Genomic DNA, 14,232 nt, shown 5'->3' on the forward strand with positions numbered 1-14,232 from the left:
GCAACGGAGTGCGCGCGGTACGGCGTCATCGCTCGGGCATGTATCGACATACATTTTCTCACTCTTCCTTGTCCCGCACGCATTCCGTTGCGGCGTGACCTATCCCAACAGCGTTAACAGGCCCTAATCCACCGGCACCGTATGCAGGATCGATTTGGCCAGCGCGGCGGTCGATGCCGCTTCGGCTTCGGCCACCAGGCGGTGCGCGGCCACTGCCGGGAACAGCGCCTGCACATCCTCGGGCAGCACATGGCGGCGCCCCAGCAGCAGCGCATAGGCGCGCGCGCCGCGCAGCAGTGCGATGCCGGCGCGCGGCGACAGGCCCACGCGCACGCCGGGATGCTGGCGGCTGCGGGTCAGCAGCGCCTGCACGTAGTCGATCAGCGCGTCGCTGGCATGGACCTGATCCACGGCCTGCCGCAGCGCCAGGACATCGTCGGACGACAGCAGCGGCATCGTCTGCGCGATCAGTTCGCGGCGGTCGCTGCCGGCCAGCAGCGCGCGCTCGGCTTCGGCATTCGGATAGCCCAGGTTCAACCGCAACAGAAAGCGATCCAGCTGCGAATCCGGCAGCGGATAGGTGCCGGAAAGATCGACCGGGTTCTGCGTGGCGATGACGAAGAACGGTGCGGGCAAGGTGTGGGTCATTCCATCCAGCGTCACCTGGTGCTCGGCCATCGCTTCCAGCAGCGCGCTCTGGGTGCGCGGCGGCGCGCGGTTGATTTCGTCGGCCAGCAGGACGTTGGTGAATACCGGGCCTGGATGGAACTGGAACTGCCGGCTTTGCGCGTCGTAGATCGAAACGCCCAGCACGTCGGCCGGCAGCAGATCCGAGGTGAACTGCACGCGCTGGAATCCAAGTCCCAGCGTTGCCGCCAGCGCGTGCGCCAAGGTGGTCTTGCCCAGGCCGGGCAGATCCTCGATCAGCAGATGGCCGTCGGACAGCAGCGCCACGAACGCCAACCGAACCTCATGCGACTTGCCCAGCAGCAGCGAGTTGACCTGTTGTTGCGCACGCTTCAGGGCATTGTTGAGGCCATCGGATAGCATAGGGCCGGTGCTGGGGACTGCGGACATTCACTCGCTCTCGGCTTGATGACTGGATTTCAGGGAAGTGTAGCCGGATGCGGGAAGAACAACGCGCAAAGCAGATATTCCTGGCGCTGTGGACATTGGCGACTGTGATCAAGGTCCTGATTGCGGCGCGGCTGCCGCTGTTCGTGGACGAGGCGTTCTACTGGCAGGAAGGCCGGCACCTGGCGGCGGCGTATTCGGACCTGCCCGGACTGACCGCGTGGATGACCCGGCTGGGCACCGAACTGGGCGGGCCGCATGTGCTGGCGTTGCGGGCGCCGTTTCTGTTGCTGGCCGCACTGTTGCCGTGGCTGGTCGCGCACATCGCCGCGCGCTGGTTCGGCGATACCGCCGGCTGGCGCGCCGGCAGCCTGGTCGTGCTGATGCCGTTGTCGGGCACGCTGGGCCTGCTGGCGCTGCCGGATGTGCCGATGGCGTTTGCGACCGTGCTGTGCCTGGATGCCGGCGCGCGCCTGTTGCGCGAGGTGGACTCGGTGTCCGCCGCCGAACTGGCGCTGGGCCTGGCCATCGGCGCGCTCAGCCACTACCGCTTCATCGGCGTCATCGGCGTGGGCTTCCTGGCCTTGTTGTGGCTGCCCGAAGGGCGCCGGTTGCTGCGCGATGCGCGGGTATGGGTGGCGCTGGCATTCGGCATTGCCGCGTGGGCGCCGCTGCTGGCATGGAACCTGGAGTACGCCGATGCCGGGCTGCGCTTCCAACTGGTCGAGCGGCATCCGTGGGCCTTCCATGCCAGCGGCGCTTGGTTTCTGCTGATCCAGGCGGCGCTGGTGACGCCGCTGCTGTTCGTCGCGCTGTTGCAGGTCAGCGGCCGCGCATTGAGCGACCGCGGCGGCATGCCGGCGCAATGGCGCTACTTCGGGGTGCTGGGTGCGGTGTCCACGTTGGGGTTCTTCGTACTGGGTTTCTTTGCCGATGTGGAACGGGTGAGTTTCCATTGGACCTTGCCCGGCTATCTGGCGCTGATCGTCGCGGTGCCGGCGCTGCTGCGCGAATGGCCGCGCGCGCTGCGCGCCGCAACGTGGTTGTTGATCGGCGCGGGCATGACGCTGATGCTGGCGTACTACCTGACGGTTTCGGTGCCGCAGTGGCGCGCGCAGTTCGCCGCGGAAAAGTTCTATCCGTCCAATTTCGCCGGCTGGGACCAACTGGCCGCTGCGGTGCGCGAGCAGCGCGCCAGGATGCCGGCGGAAACCCGATTGCTGGCCGACAATTTCAAGGTCGGCGCCGAGCTTGGCTTCGCGTTGGACGATGCCGACATCGCGGTGCTGGATCATCCGCTCAACCACAAGCATGGCCGCGCCCCGCAACTGCGGTTGTGGGGACTGCAGAGCGACGGTACGCGTGACGCGCCGACGCTATTGGTGGTGGCCGCCAGCGAACTGCCCTACAAGTCGCTGCTGGCTCACTACCATTCGCTGTGCCGGCGGGTCGGTCCGCTGCCGCCGCCGCAGGTGGTCAATACCGATCATGGCGGCCAGCGCTTCCTGCTGTTCGCGCTGCCGGCCAGGCGGACCGAAGGCGAGTGCACCGCGCCGGCGATGGCGTGGCTGGATACCCCGGCCAGCGGTGCCACGCTGGAGGGCCGGCTCGATATCGCCGGCTGGGCATTCAAGGATGGGGTGGGGCTGGAACGGGTCGAGGTGCTGCTGGACGGCAAGGTGGTGGCGCAGGCGCAGTACGGGCTGGACAGTCCGGGCGTGGCCGCCTACTGGAAGATTTCCACCGACCCGCAGCACCCGGCGGTGGGTTTCCGCGCCAGCGTCGACACGTCCGCGCTGGCGCCGGGCCGGCACTGGCTGGGCCTGCGCCTGCACGGACGCGATGGCAGTGTCGAGGACTGGTCGGAGCAGCCGTTGACGTTGCGCAGGTAGTTTCCGGCAGCTCAGGGCAGCTCGAAACCGGCTTCGCGCAGCAGCCGCGACAGTGCGATCAACGGCAGGCCGATCAAGGCGGTGGGGTCGCTGGATTCGATTGCCTCGAACAGCGTGATGCCCAGCCCTTCGCTCTTGAAGCTGCCGGCACAGTCGAACGGCTGTTCGGCATCCAGATAGCGCCCGATCTCGGCCGCGGTCAGTTCGCGGAATCGCACTGTCGTGGTGTCCAGGGCCTCCAGCCTGCGTTCGCCGTGCAGCAGGCACAGGGCGGTGTGAAAGCGCACCTGCTGGCCGGACATCGCGCCGAGCTGGGCCAGGGCGGCCTCGCGATGCCCTGGCTTGCCGACCGGCTGACCGTTCAGCTCGGCGACCTGATCGGCGCCGATCACCCAGCTTTCCGGGTGCTGGACGGCAATCGCAGCGGCCTTGGCCTGGGCCAGGCGCTGCGCCAGTGCGATACTGTCCTCGCCCGGCAGCGGGCTCTCTTCCACGTCCGGGCGGGCGATATGGAATGGCAGCCGCAGCCGTTCCAGCAGTTCGCGGCGGTAGCGGGACGTCGAGGCGAGCAGCAGCGGCATGGAGGCATCCGGACGGGCGGGGCGGGGCAGTCTGCCGATCCGGGCGACGGCCGGCAATCCCCATCCTGGTGCTGCAGGCAGGTTTGACAGCTCGGCCCGCAGTCCTTAACATTCAGCGGCTTATGTCCGCGAATACGCCCGAGATGTTGGACGCTTGGCGCATGGTTGCGGCACGGCGCAGTTTTGATGGCCGCCTGCCGTTGTCTTCGATGACGCGGCTGCAGGGGCTGTTGCTGGATACGGAAGGCGAAGCGCGATTCACGATCGAATTCGATCGCGATTCGCTGCAGGTGCCGTACGTGGAGCTGAAAATCGAGGCCGAGCTGCCGCTGGTCTGCCAGCGCAGCCTGCAGCGATTCCTGTTGCCGGTCAGCATCGCGCAACGGCTGGGACTGGTGCGCGACGAAGCCGAGGAGGCGGGGTTGCCGCCGGACTATGAAGCGTTGCTGGTGCCGGAGGACGGCATGCTGCGCACCGCGGAGCTGGTGGAGGACGAACTGGTCCTCGCGGTTCCGGTGGTGGCGCTGTCGCCCGGGTCTGAAGCGGTGGAACGCGAATGGCCGGCGCAGGAAGAAGAATTGGCCAAGGCCAACCCGTTCGCGGGATTGGCCTCGCTGAAAAAGAACTAGCCGCTTCGGCGGTCTGGCAAAGCGAATCGACAGATTCATTACAAGTTTGGAGCTGGAGCAATCCCATGGCTGTGCAGAAATCCCGAGTCACCCCGTCCCGTCGTGGTCAGCGCCGTTCGCATGACGCCCTGACCGCCAAGCAGCTGTCCACCGATCCCACCAGCGGTGAGACCCACCTGCGTCATCACGTCACCGCTGACGGCTACTACCGTGGCAAGAAGGTCATCGCCACCAAGACCTCGGCGGTCGAAGAAGATTGATTGCGCGGGCGCGCCGGTGCGGCGCGCCTGCTGCAATGACGTGTGGTCCAGGGCCCCGTTGCGGGCCAAGCAACGGGAGCGGATATGAGTCAGCCGGAGTCCAACGGGCGCATTTACGCGCGTATCGCCGGTACCGGCAGCTATTTGCCGGACAAGGTCCTGACCAATGACGACCTGGCCAAACAGGTCGATACCAGCGACGAGTGGATCCGGACCCGCACCGGCATCCGCGAACGCCATATCGCCGCCGAAGGCCAGACTGCCGGCGACCTGGGCTACCGGGCCGCGCTGCGGGCCATGGAAGCCGCCGGCGTCGATGCCTCCGAGATCGACATGATCGTGGTGGGTACCACCACCCCGGACCTGATCTTTCCGTCCACCGCCTGCCTGATCCAGGCCCGCCTGGGCGCCGACGGCTGCGCGGCGATGGACGTCAACGCCGCCTGTTCCGGTTTCCTGTACGCGCTCAGCGTGGCCGACAAGTTCATCCGCTGCGGCGACGTCAAGACTGCGCTGGTCATCGGCACCGAGACCCTCAGCCGCATCATCGACTGGACCGAACGCACCACCTGCGTGCTGTTCGGCGACGGCGCCGGCGCGGCGGTGCTCAAGGCCGATACCGAAACCGGCATCCTCAGCACCCACCTGCATGCCGACGGCAGCAAGAAGGAACTGCTGTGGAACCCGGTCGGGGTTTCGGCCGGTTTCAAGGCCGATGAGCCCAACAACGGCATCCGCATCAACATGAAGGGCAACGACGTGTTCAAGTACGCCGTCAAGGCGCTGGACTCGGTTGTCGACGAAACCCTGGACGCCAACGGCCTGGACAAGCACGACCTGGATTGGCTGATTCCGCATCAGGCCAATCTGCGCATCATCGAAGCCACCGCCAAGCGGCTGGATATGCCGATGGAGCGGGTGATCGTCACCGTCGATCGCCACGGCAACACCTCTTCCGGTTCGGTGCCGCTGGCGCTGGACGAAGCGGTGCGCTCGGGCCGCATCCAGCGCGGCCAGTTGTTGCTGCTGGAAGCCTTCGGCGGCGGTTTTACCTGGGGTTCAGCGCTGCTGCGCTACTGAGCGGGCTTGCTCGCAGGAACGCATCAGCCGGCGCCGCGGCTGGTGCCGCGGGACAAGGATATGTCCAGGAGGGGATGGCGATGGTGGAATCTTTCGAAGTCCAGGGACATGCCGCCTGGCTCAAGCAATACGGCGATAGTCGCCGCGTATTTCGTCTGGGCGCGCTGGCGCGGGTAACCCGCTGGCTGGCGCTTGCGCCGTTGCGGCCGCCGCCGCGGTATACCCGAGAGCAGGCCAAGCAGGTGGAAATCCGACGTCTGCAGGAACTGCGCGCGCTGGGTGTGCGTGTGCCGGCCACGCTGGGCGAGGGCGAGCATTCGCTGATGCTCAGCGATATCGGGCCGACCCTGTCGTCGCAATTGCGCAAGCTCAAGAACGATCCGGCCGCACTGGATGCGCTGACCGGCAGAGCGTTGCAGGCGATCGCCGATGCGCACCGGCGCGGCGGCTACTTCGGCCAGCCGCTGCCGCGCAACATGACCCTCAGCGACGATGGCATCGGCTTTCTCGATTTCGAGGAAGACCCGCTGGAAGTGATGACCCTGGCGCAGGCGCAGGCGCGCGACTGGTTGATGTTCGCCTACGGCGTGGCCAGGTACTACGACGGTCGCCGCGAGGCGCTCGCTGCGCTGCTCAGGCAGGCCATGCGCGATGATCCGCCGACGGTGAGCCGCCATGCGCGCCAGGTCGGTTACCGGCTGCACTGGCTGGTGCGTTTCAGCCGCCGCTTGGGACGCTCCGCGCGCGCGCTGGGCAATGCGATTTTCGCCATCCGTTCGGCGACTTCGATGCTGCTGGTGTTCACCGTCCTGATGATGGACTGGGTCAGCGACGGCGATCTGGACCTGCTCAGATTGCTGGCAGAAGGGGTCGGCTGACGCCGCGGCTGCATACGCCTGGGTACAGACAATCCCGCCATTTCGCCCGTATCATCGCACGCTCGTTTTTGCTGCCGGATAACCGAGTGACGCAACCGTCGCCCATCTCCCCGAAGATCGCCTTCGTTTTCCCTGGCCAGGGTTCGCAATCGGTAGGCATGCTGGCCGAACTGGCGGAACTGCACCCGCAGATACGCGACACGTTCGCCGAAGCTTCCGATGGCGCCGGCGTCGACCTGTGGGCGTTGTCGCAGGGCGGCCCGGAAGAGATGCTCAACCGCACCGAATACACCCAGCCGGCGTTGCTGGCGTCCGGCATCGCCATCTGGCGGCTGTGGAACGCGCAGCGCGGCACCCGTCCCGTCGTCATGGCCGGACACAGCCTGGGCGAGTACACCGCGCTGGTGGCCGCAGGCGCGCTGTCGTTGCGCGAGGGCGCGCACCTGGTGCGTTTGCGCGGCCAGTTGATGCAGGAAGCCGCGCCGGAGGGCATCGGCGCGATGGCGGCGGTGCTGGGCGCCGAAGATGCGGTGGTCGCCGAAGTCTGCGCGGAAGCATCGGACAGCCGCGTGGTGGTGCCCGCCAACTACAACTCGCCCGGCCAGATCGTGATCGGTGGCGATACCGAAGCGGTGGACCGCGCGATCGCGCTGCTGAACGCGCGCGGCGTACGCAAGGTGGTCAAACTGGCGGTCAGCGTTCCCTCGCATACGCCGCTGATGCGCGAAGCGGCCAACCGCCTGACCGAGGCGATGGCCGGCCTGGACTGGCGCGCGCCGGCGCTGCCGGTGGTGCAGAACGTGGACGCGCAGGTGCATGCAAGCGTCGACGCCATCCGCGACGCGCTGGTGCGCCAGCTGTACCTGCCGGTGCGCTGGAGCGAATGCGTGCAGGCGCTGGCCGCGGCCGGCGCCACCGGCGTTGCCGAATGCGGTCCGGGCAAAGTGCTGACCGGATTGATCAAGCGCATCGACAAATCGCTGGACGCGCGTTCGTTGGCCGTACCCGCCGACTACGAAACCGCATTGTCCGATTGGATACACTAAGCGTCGTTCGCCCGCGCTACCGAACAAAGAAGAGGAACCCGGAATGACCCGACCATTGCAGGGTGAGATTGCGCTCGTCACCGGCGCCAGCCGCGGAATCGGCGCCGCCATCGCCGACGAACTGGCCGCGCTGGGCGCCACCGTCATCGGCACGGCGACCACGGAAGCCGGCGCGCTGGCCATCGGCGAGCGCCTGGCCGCGGCCGGCGGCCACGGCCGCGCGCTCAACGTCACCGACGCCGCCGCGGTGGAAGCCCTGCTGGAAGCCATCGCCAGGGAATTCGGCCCCATCTCGATCCTGGTCAACAACGCCGGCATCACCCGCGACAACCTGCTGATGCGGATGAAGGACGACGACTGGCAGGCGATCCTGGATACCAACCTGTCCAGCGTCTACCGTACCTCCAAGGCGGTGCTGCGCGGGATGATGAAGGCGCGCAAGGGCCGCATCATCAACATCGCCTCGGTCGTCGGCGTCACCGGCAACGCCGGCCAGGCCAACTACGCGGCGGCCAAGGCCGGCATCATCGCGTTCTCCAAATCGCTGGCCAAGGAAATCGGCAGCCGCGGCATCACCGTCAATGTGGTCGCGCCCGGTTTCATCGCCACCGACATGACCAAGGACCTGCCGGAGGAATCCAGGCAGGCGCTGACCCAGCAGATTGCGCTGGGCCGGCTCGGCGAAGCGGCCGATATCGCCAAGGCGGTAGCGTTCCTGGCCGGTCCTTCGGCCAGCTATATCACCGGCGAAACCCTGCATGTGAATGGCGGCATGTATATGCCGTGATCGATAATTGATGTAAGTGTTTGATTCGGCGGCAATTAAAGGCAGCTGCCCGTCGCCGCCGCTTTCCACTAAACTATCCACCGGTTTGCTCTCGCTGATGCGGGGCATCTCAAACTAGTCACCCATCTCCGTCTGGAGCGATATCCATGAGCAGCATCGAAGAACGCGTCAAGAAAATTGTTGTCGAACAGCTTGGCGTCAAAGAAGAAGAAGTCACCACCAGTGCATCGTTCGTCGATGATTTGGGCGCCGATTCGCTCGACACCGTCGAGCTGGTGATGGCGCTGGAAGAAGAGTTCGAGTGCGAAATCCCGGACGAAGAAGCCGAGAAGATCACCTCGGTGCAGCAGGCCATCGACTACGTCAAGGCACACGTCAAGGCGTAATCCCGTTGTTCTGATGATTCGTGTCGGGGCCGCGAATGCGGCCCCGCGCGTATTCGGCGTCAATCCGCCTGCGTAGGGTGCAAAGATTCATGAGGAGTTGCGTATGAGCCAGCGTCGCGTTGTTGTCACCGGCATGGGCATGTTGTCGCCACTGGGCAACGATCTGGCCAGCAGTTGGGACGGTATCGTCAACGGCCGTTCCGGCCTTGGCCCGATCACCGGTTTCGACGCATCCGCGTTCACCACCCGTATCGCGGGCGAAATTCGCGATTTCGATCCCACCGCCTTCGTGTCGCCGAAGGACGCCAAGAAGATGGATTCGTTCATCCACTACGGCATCGCCGCCTCGCTGATGGCGATGGAGGATTCCGGGCTGGAAGTGACCGAAGCCAACGCCGAACGCATCGGCGCGCTGATAGGCGCCGGCATCGGCGGCATCCTCGGCATCGAGGAAACCGCCATCAAGATGCACGAGGGTGGCCCGCGCAAGGTGTCGCCGTTCTACATCCCCAGCACCATCATCAACATGCTGCCGGGGCATCTGAGCATCATGAAGGGCATCAAGGGGCCCAATTTCTCCGCGGTCTCGGCCTGCGCCACTTCCAACCATTCCATCGGCATGGCGATGCGCATGATCCAGTACGGCGACGCCGACGTGATGGTGGCCGGCGGCGCCGAGCGCGGCTCGTCGCCGACCTCGGTGGGCGGCTTCTGCGCGATGAAGGCCATGTCCACCCGCAACGACGATCCCACCCGCGCCTCGCGGCCGTGGGACAAGGACCGCGACGGCTTCGTGCTGGGCGACGGCGCCGGCATCCTGGTGCTGGAGGAATACGAATACGCCAAGGCCCGTGGCGCGCGCATCTACTGCGAGCTGGCCGGCTTCGGCGCCAGTTCCGACGCTTACCACATGACCGCGCCCAGCGAGAACGGCGAAGGTCCGGCGCGTTGCATGGCATCGGCGCTGAAGGACGCCAGGCTCAATCCCGACCAGGTGGAATACCTCAACGCCCACGGCACCTCCACCCCGCTGGGCGATCTGGCCGAAACCCTGGCGATGAAGCGCGCGCTGGGCGACCACGCCTACGAGGCGATGGTCAGCTCGACCAAGTCGATGACCGGCCACCTGCTGGGCGCGGCCGGCGGCGTGGAAGCGATCTTCTCGGTGCTGGCGATCCATCACGGCATCATCCCGCCGACCATCAACCTGGACGAGCCGGGCGAAGGCTGCGATCTGGACTACGTGCCGAACGTGGCGCGCGAGAAGAAGATCGACGTTGCCATGTCCAACGGCTTCGGCTTCGGCGGCACCAACGGCACGCTGGTGTTCAAGCGCATCTGATCGCTGTACCGACGGCATCCATCACGTCGTCCCGGCGCAGGCCGGGACCCAGCGCCTCCGGCTTCATCCGAACACTACGACACTGGGTTCCGGCCTGCGCCGGGATGACGAGCGATGATCGAAACCCGCGCGCTGCCGTCCGACACCGACCTGCTGGCTTTGCACCGGCAGGATCCGCAGCGCTACCCGGCGCTGCTGGAATCGGTGGCCTCCGGCACCGCGCAGGGGCGCTGGGATCTGTTGCTGGTCGCCAACGGCGACGGCCTGCGGCTGGATGCCGACGGCATCACCCGCACGCTGCAGGGCGGCGTCGAGGCCGGCGATTTCCTGGCTGCCCTGGATCGCCAGTGGCAGGCGCAGCGGTTGCCGCGCGAAGAGCCGCGCTGGCCGTTCCGCGGCGGCTGGGCGCTGCTGCTGGACTACGAACTGGCCCAGCAGGTCGAACCGGTGTTGCAACTGCCGCAGGCCGATGACGGTCGGCCGGTCGCGCTGGCGCTGCGCTGCCCGGCGGCGATCCTGCGCGACCGCAGCAGCGGCGATTGCGTGGCGCTGGCAGAACCCGGCCACGCTGCGCTGCTGGATGCGCTCACCGACGACATCGCGGCCAGCGCATCGCTGCCGCCGTTGCCCGCCTGGCGCGAACCTTCGCGCATCGACGAAGAGCCGCCGCAACGCTTTACCGATGGCGTGCGCCGCATTCTCGACTACCTGGCCGCCGGCGACATCTTCCAGGTCAATCTGTCGCGCGGCTGGCGCGCGCGGTTCGATAGGCCGTTGCAACCGGCGGCGCTGTACGCGCGGCTGCGCACCGCCAATCCGGCGCCTTTCGCCGGCCTGTTCGCAGGCCCGGACTGGGCGGTGGCCAGTTCCTCGCCGGAGCGGCTGGTGTCGATCCGCGGCGAGGTGGTCGAAACCCGTCCGATCGCCGGCACCCGCCCGCGCTTTCCCGGCGACGACGACGCCGAACGCATCCGCGAACTGGTCGGCCATCCCAAGGAACGTGCCGAGCATGTGATGTTGATCGATTTGGAACGCAACGATCTGGGCCGCGTCTGCGTGCCCGGCAGCGTGCAGGTCGACGAACTGATGAGCGTGGAAAGCTACGCCCATGTGCACCACATCGTCAGCAATGTGCGCGGCCATCTGCGCGCCGACGCGACCCCGGGCGATGTCATCCGCGCCACCTTTCCCGGCGGCACCATCACCGGCTGCCCCAAGGTGCGCTGCATGCAGATCATCGCCGAGCTGGAACGGACCCCTCGCGGCGCCTATACCGGCGCGTTCGGCTGGCTCAACCGCGATGGCGATCTGGATCTTAACATCCTGATCCGCAGCGCCGAGGTCCTGCCGCAGGACAGCGGCAGCGAAGTCGTGTTCCGCACCGGCGCCGGCATCGTTGCCGACTCGCTCCCGGAAAAGGAACTGGACGAGACCCGCGCCAAGGCCCGCGGCATGCTGAAGGCCTTGCAGGGATAGCCGCTTCGCGTCCCGCGCCGTCGCAGCGGCGAGGACGCGACGCCTACAGCCTGAGACGGCGACCGGGTATCCTGCACGGCCGGAACCGGAATTCGAGGAACTCGTGGCTTCAGGTTGCAAACGCGGTTGCCGCACCATCGTTATCGCTTTCGTGCTGGTGCTGCTGGCAGCGGCCGCCGCCGGGGCCTGGTTGTGGCAGCGTTACCAGACGTTCGCCGACCAGCCCATCGCCGGTCTCGTCGCCGGGCAGGCCGTGGAAATCGCCCGCGGCGACTCCTTCGCCGGCGTGCTGCGCAAGTTGCGCGGGCAGGGCGTACAGACCGGCCACGATCTGGAATGGCGGTTGTTGGCGCGCCAGTCCGGCACCGACAGCCAGCTCAAGGTTGGCGAATACGCGCTGTCGCCCGGCATCACCCCGCGCCGGTTGCTGGCCAACATGCGCAGCGGCCGGATCATCCAGTACCGCTTCACCCTGGTCGAGGGCTGGAACATCCGCCAGTTGCGCGCCGCGCTGCGGGCAGCCGCGCCGCTGCAGCAGCGGACCGCCGAGCTGGACGATGCCGCGCTGATGGCGGCGCTGGGCCACGCCGGCCAGCACCCGGAAGGCCGCTTCCTGCCGGAAACCTATCTGTACTCGCGCAGCGACAGCGACCTGGACGTGCTCAAGCGCGCCCACGCCGCGATGCAGAAGGCATTGGACGAAGCCTGGGCGGCGCGCCGCCCGGATGTTCCGCTGCAATCGGCCGAGCAAGCGCTGATCCTGGCGTCGATTATCGAAAAGGAAACCGGTATCGCCTCCGAACGCCCGGAAATCGCCGGCGTATTCGCCCGCCGGCTCAAACTGGGCATGCCGCTGCAGACCGACCCCACCGTCATCTACGGCATCGGCAGCGCTTATGACGGCAATATCCGCAAGCGCGATCTGCTGACCGATACGCCCTACAACACCTACACCCGGCGCGGCCTGACGCCCACGCCCATCGCCATGCCGGGCAGGGATGCGCTGCACGCGGCGGTCAACCCGAAGGACGGCGATGCGTTGTTCTTCGTCGCCGTTGGCGATGGCAGCGGCCGGCATGTGTTCTCGGCCACGCTGGCCGAGCACAACGCCGCGGTGGTGCGTTATCTGGCCACGCGCCGGCGCACGCTGCAGGAGGCATCCGGGCAATGACCGAAGCCGTACTCAGCCATCCGCATTTCATCAGCCTGGAAGGCGGCGAAGGCGCCGGCAAGACCAGCGCGATCGCGGCCGTGCGCGAACTGCTGGCCGCGCGCGGGCACGAGGTGGCGCTGACCCGCGAACCCGGCGGCACGCCGCTGGCCGAACGCATCCGCGAGCTGTTGCTCAACCCGCAGGACGAAACGCTGGAACCGGAAACCGAGCTGCTGCTGATGTTCGCCGCGCGCGCCCAGCATGTGCGCCAGATCATCCGTCCGGCGTTGCAACGCGGCGCCTTCGTCGTCAGCGATCGCTTCACCGATTCCAGCTATGCCTACCAGGGCGCGGGCCGCGGTCTGGACCCGGCCTGGATCGAGGCGCTGGAACGGCGTGCGGTGGGCATCCGCCCGGGCCTGACCCTGTTGCTGGACCTGGATGTGCGCGAAGGCCGTGCGCGCACCAGCGGCCGGGATCTGTGGCCGGACCGCATCGAAAGCGAGCAGGACGATTTCTTCGAACGCGTGCGGGTGGGTTTCCGCCAGCGCGCCGCCGCCGAACCGCAGCGCTTCCGCCTGATCGACGCCAGCCGCTCGCCGGCCGAGGTCGGTGCGGCGGTGACCCGGGCGCTGACGGACTGGCTGGAGCAATTGCCGTGAGCGGCAATGCCGACACCGGCGCATTCTCGCCATGGCAGCAGCGCGCCTACGATCACGCCGTGGCCGCGCTGGATGCCGGCCGCCTGGGCCACGGCCTGCTGATTTGCGGACCGGCCGGACTGGGTAAACGCGCAGTCGCGCTGCGGCTGGCGCATCACGTATTGAACGGTGGCCAGCCGCCCGCCAGCGACCGCACCGCGCAACTGATCGCCGCCGGCACCCATCCGGATTTCCAGCTGGTTTCGTTCGTTCCCAACAGGACCGGCGACAAGCTGCGCACCGAGATCGTGATCGAACAGATCCGCGAGGTCTCGCAGAAGCTGTCGCTGACCGCGCAGTACGGCGTGGCGCAGGTGGTGTTGATCGACCCGGCCGATGCGATCAACCGCTCGGCCTGCAATGCGCTGCTGAAGACGCTGGAAGAACCCGCGCCGGGCCGCTACCTGTGGCTTGTCAGCGCGCAGCCGCAGCGGCTGCCGGCGACCATACGCAGCCGCTGCCAACGGCTGGAATTCCGCCTGCCCGCGCACGACGAAGCGCTGGCCTGGCTGCGCCAGCAGGGCCATGGCGCTGCCGATGCGGACGAAGCTTTGGCCGCAGCGCGCGGACATCCCGGCCTGGCCGATCGATGGCTGCGTGAAGACGGCCTGGCGCTGCGCAAGGCCGTCGCCAACGATCTGATCAAGCTCGAACGCGGCGACCTTGGCGTCATCGAGACCGCGCAGCGCTGGGCGGCCGACGATCTGGCCGATGCGCGTCTTCGTCACGCCGCCGACTGGGTGCTGGCGCAGGCCGGGACTGATGGCTTGACCGATGCGGCACGATTGCACAAGCTGGCGGCATGGTTCGATGCCGCCAACCGTACCCGCGATCTGTTGCGGACTACGGTGCGCGGCGATCTGGCGCTGATCGACCTGTTGTTGTCCTGGGCCGGTAACGACCGTCCGCGCAGCGCCGGCGCTATACGCAAATAACGGGAGAATCGC

General features: G+C 67.2%; 15 protein-coding genes. 13 read left to right on the plus strand and 2 right to left on the minus strand.

Annotation, left to right across the window (positions count from 1 at the left end; all coding sequences use genetic code 11):
* Nucleotides 1-123 precede the first annotated feature (123 nt).
* On the minus strand, nt 124-1,050 hold the full coding sequence (locus tag CRO39_RS00395) for an AAA family ATPase (protein WP_097119889.1): 927 nt from the start codon (nt 1,048-1,050) through the stop codon (nt 124-126).
* Between the two features lie 74 nt (nt 1,051-1,124).
* Between CRO39_RS00395 and CRO39_RS00400 the strand changes: the two genes are divergently transcribed.
* A complete protein-coding gene (locus CRO39_RS00400; protein WP_097119890.1) occupies nt 1,125-2,966 on the plus strand; it encodes a glycosyltransferase family 39 protein in 1,842 nt (613 codons plus the stop codon).
* 11 nt (nt 2,967-2,977) lie between these two features.
* Here the strand turns inward: CRO39_RS00400 and CRO39_RS00405 are convergent, their stop codons facing one another.
* The gene (locus CRO39_RS00405) at nt 2,978-3,547 is read right to left on the minus strand and encodes a Maf family protein (RefSeq protein ID WP_097119891.1); all 570 of its coding nucleotides are present in this window, start codon (nt 3,545-3,547) and stop codon (nt 2,978-2,980) included.
* Nucleotides 3,548-3,669: 122 nt separating this feature from the next.
* Between CRO39_RS00405 and CRO39_RS00410 the strand changes: the two genes are divergently transcribed.
* The 12 genes from CRO39_RS00410 to CRO39_RS00465 all read left to right on the plus strand — a co-directional run bounded on the left by CRO39_RS00410 (nt 3,670) and on the right by CRO39_RS00465 (nt 14,220).
* Nucleotides 3,670-4,176, plus strand: coding sequence for a YceD family protein (locus CRO39_RS00410; RefSeq protein WP_097119892.1), 507 nt, complete (start codon nt 3,670-3,672; stop codon nt 4,174-4,176).
* 65 nt (nt 4,177-4,241) lie between these two features.
* Nucleotides 4,242-4,436 carry a 50S ribosomal protein L32 gene (rpmF, locus tag CRO39_RS00415; protein WP_097119893.1) on the plus strand — a complete coding sequence of 65 codons (195 nt, stop codon included), beginning with the start codon at nt 4,242-4,244 and terminating at the stop codon, nt 4,434-4,436.
* Between the two features lie 84 nt (nt 4,437-4,520).
* Nucleotides 4,521-5,516, plus strand: coding sequence for a beta-ketoacyl-ACP synthase III (locus CRO39_RS00420; protein WP_097119894.1), 996 nt, complete (start codon nt 4,521-4,523; stop codon nt 5,514-5,516).
* Between the two features lie 80 nt (nt 5,517-5,596).
* Entirely contained in the window at nt 5,597-6,394 is a 798-nt protein-coding gene (locus CRO39_RS00425) for a BUD32 family EKC/KEOPS complex subunit (RefSeq protein ID WP_097120721.1), read from the plus strand.
* A 104-nt stretch (nt 6,395-6,498) separates the two neighbouring features.
* Nucleotides 6,499-7,440, plus strand: a complete 942-nt coding sequence (gene fabD, locus CRO39_RS00430) for an ACP S-malonyltransferase (protein ID WP_274382258.1) — start codon at nt 6,499-6,501, stop codon at nt 7,438-7,440.
* Nucleotides 7,441-7,483: 43 nt separating this feature from the next.
* On the plus strand, nt 7,484-8,227 hold the full coding sequence (gene fabG / locus CRO39_RS00435) for a 3-oxoacyl-ACP reductase FabG (RefSeq protein ID WP_097119896.1): 744 nt from the start codon (nt 7,484-7,486) through the stop codon (nt 8,225-8,227).
* Between the two features lie 146 nt (nt 8,228-8,373).
* Complete coding sequence (acpP, locus tag CRO39_RS00440) at nt 8,374-8,613, plus strand: acyl carrier protein (protein WP_014161144.1); 240 nt, start codon at nt 8,374-8,376, stop codon at nt 8,611-8,613.
* Nucleotides 8,614-8,716: 103 nt separating this feature from the next.
* Entirely contained in the window at nt 8,717-9,955 is a 1,239-nt protein-coding gene (gene fabF / locus CRO39_RS00445) for a beta-ketoacyl-ACP synthase II (RefSeq protein ID WP_097119897.1), read from the plus strand.
* A gap of 114 nt (nt 9,956-10,069) precedes the next feature.
* Entirely contained in the window at nt 10,070-11,431 is a 1,362-nt protein-coding gene (locus CRO39_RS00450; protein WP_097119898.1) for an aminodeoxychorismate synthase component I, read from the plus strand.
* A gap of 142 nt (nt 11,432-11,573) precedes the next feature.
* Complete coding sequence (gene mltG / locus CRO39_RS00455; RefSeq protein WP_425479653.1) at nt 11,574-12,602, plus strand: endolytic transglycosylase MltG; 1,029 nt, start codon at nt 11,574-11,576, stop codon at nt 12,600-12,602.
* Nucleotides 12,599-13,246 carry a dTMP kinase gene (gene tmk / locus CRO39_RS00460; protein ID WP_097119900.1) on the plus strand — a complete coding sequence of 216 codons (648 nt, stop codon included), beginning with the start codon at nt 12,599-12,601 and terminating at the stop codon, nt 13,244-13,246. The genes mltG and tmk overlap by 4 nt, the downstream gene beginning before the upstream one ends.
* Nucleotides 13,243-14,220, plus strand: a complete 978-nt coding sequence (locus tag CRO39_RS00465) for a DNA polymerase III subunit delta' (RefSeq protein ID WP_097119901.1) — start codon at nt 13,243-13,245, stop codon at nt 14,218-14,220. Before tmk ends, CRO39_RS00465 begins: the two co-directional genes overlap by 4 nt.
* The last annotated feature ends 12 nt before the right edge of the window (nt 14,221-14,232 follow it).

The organism is Pseudoxanthomonas wuyuanensis (genome assembly GCF_900215535.1).
GTDB classification, from domain to species: Bacteria; Pseudomonadota; Gammaproteobacteria; order Xanthomonadales; family Xanthomonadaceae; genus Pseudoxanthomonas_A; species Pseudoxanthomonas_A wuyuanensis.

What these genes read in the sequence shown, in the direction of transcription:
- CRO39_RS00395 (WP_097119889.1), bottom strand. Translation starts at nt 1,050, where the DNA reads ATGCTATCCGATGGCCTCAACAATGCCCTGAAGCGTGCGCAACAACAG.
- CRO39_RS00400 (WP_097119890.1), top strand. Translation starts at nt 1,125, where the DNA reads ATGCGGGAAGAACAACGCGCAAAGCAGATATTCCTGGCGCTGTGGACA.
- CRO39_RS00405 (WP_097119891.1), bottom strand. Translation starts at nt 3,547, where the DNA reads ATGCCGCTGCTGCTCGCCTCGACGTCCCGCTACCGCCGCGAACTGCTG.
- CRO39_RS00410 (WP_097119892.1), top strand. Translation starts at nt 3,670, where the DNA reads ATGTCCGCGAATACGCCCGAGATGTTGGACGCTTGGCGCATGGTTGCG.
- rpmF (WP_097119893.1), top strand. Translation starts at nt 4,242, where the DNA reads ATGGCTGTGCAGAAATCCCGAGTCACCCCGTCCCGTCGTGGTCAGCGC.
- CRO39_RS00420 (WP_097119894.1), top strand. Translation starts at nt 4,521, where the DNA reads ATGAGTCAGCCGGAGTCCAACGGGCGCATTTACGCGCGTATCGCCGGT.
- CRO39_RS00425 (WP_097120721.1), top strand. Translation starts at nt 5,597, where the DNA reads ATGGTGGAATCTTTCGAAGTCCAGGGACATGCCGCCTGGCTCAAGCAA.
- fabG (WP_097119896.1), top strand. Translation starts at nt 7,484, where the DNA reads ATGACCCGACCATTGCAGGGTGAGATTGCGCTCGTCACCGGCGCCAGC.
- acpP (WP_014161144.1), top strand. Translation starts at nt 8,374, where the DNA reads ATGAGCAGCATCGAAGAACGCGTCAAGAAAATTGTTGTCGAACAGCTT.
- fabF (WP_097119897.1), top strand. Translation starts at nt 8,717, where the DNA reads ATGAGCCAGCGTCGCGTTGTTGTCACCGGCATGGGCATGTTGTCGCCA.
- CRO39_RS00450 (WP_097119898.1), top strand. Translation starts at nt 10,070, where the DNA reads ATGATCGAAACCCGCGCGCTGCCGTCCGACACCGACCTGCTGGCTTTG.
- tmk (WP_097119900.1), top strand. Translation starts at nt 12,599, where the DNA reads ATGACCGAAGCCGTACTCAGCCATCCGCATTTCATCAGCCTGGAAGGC.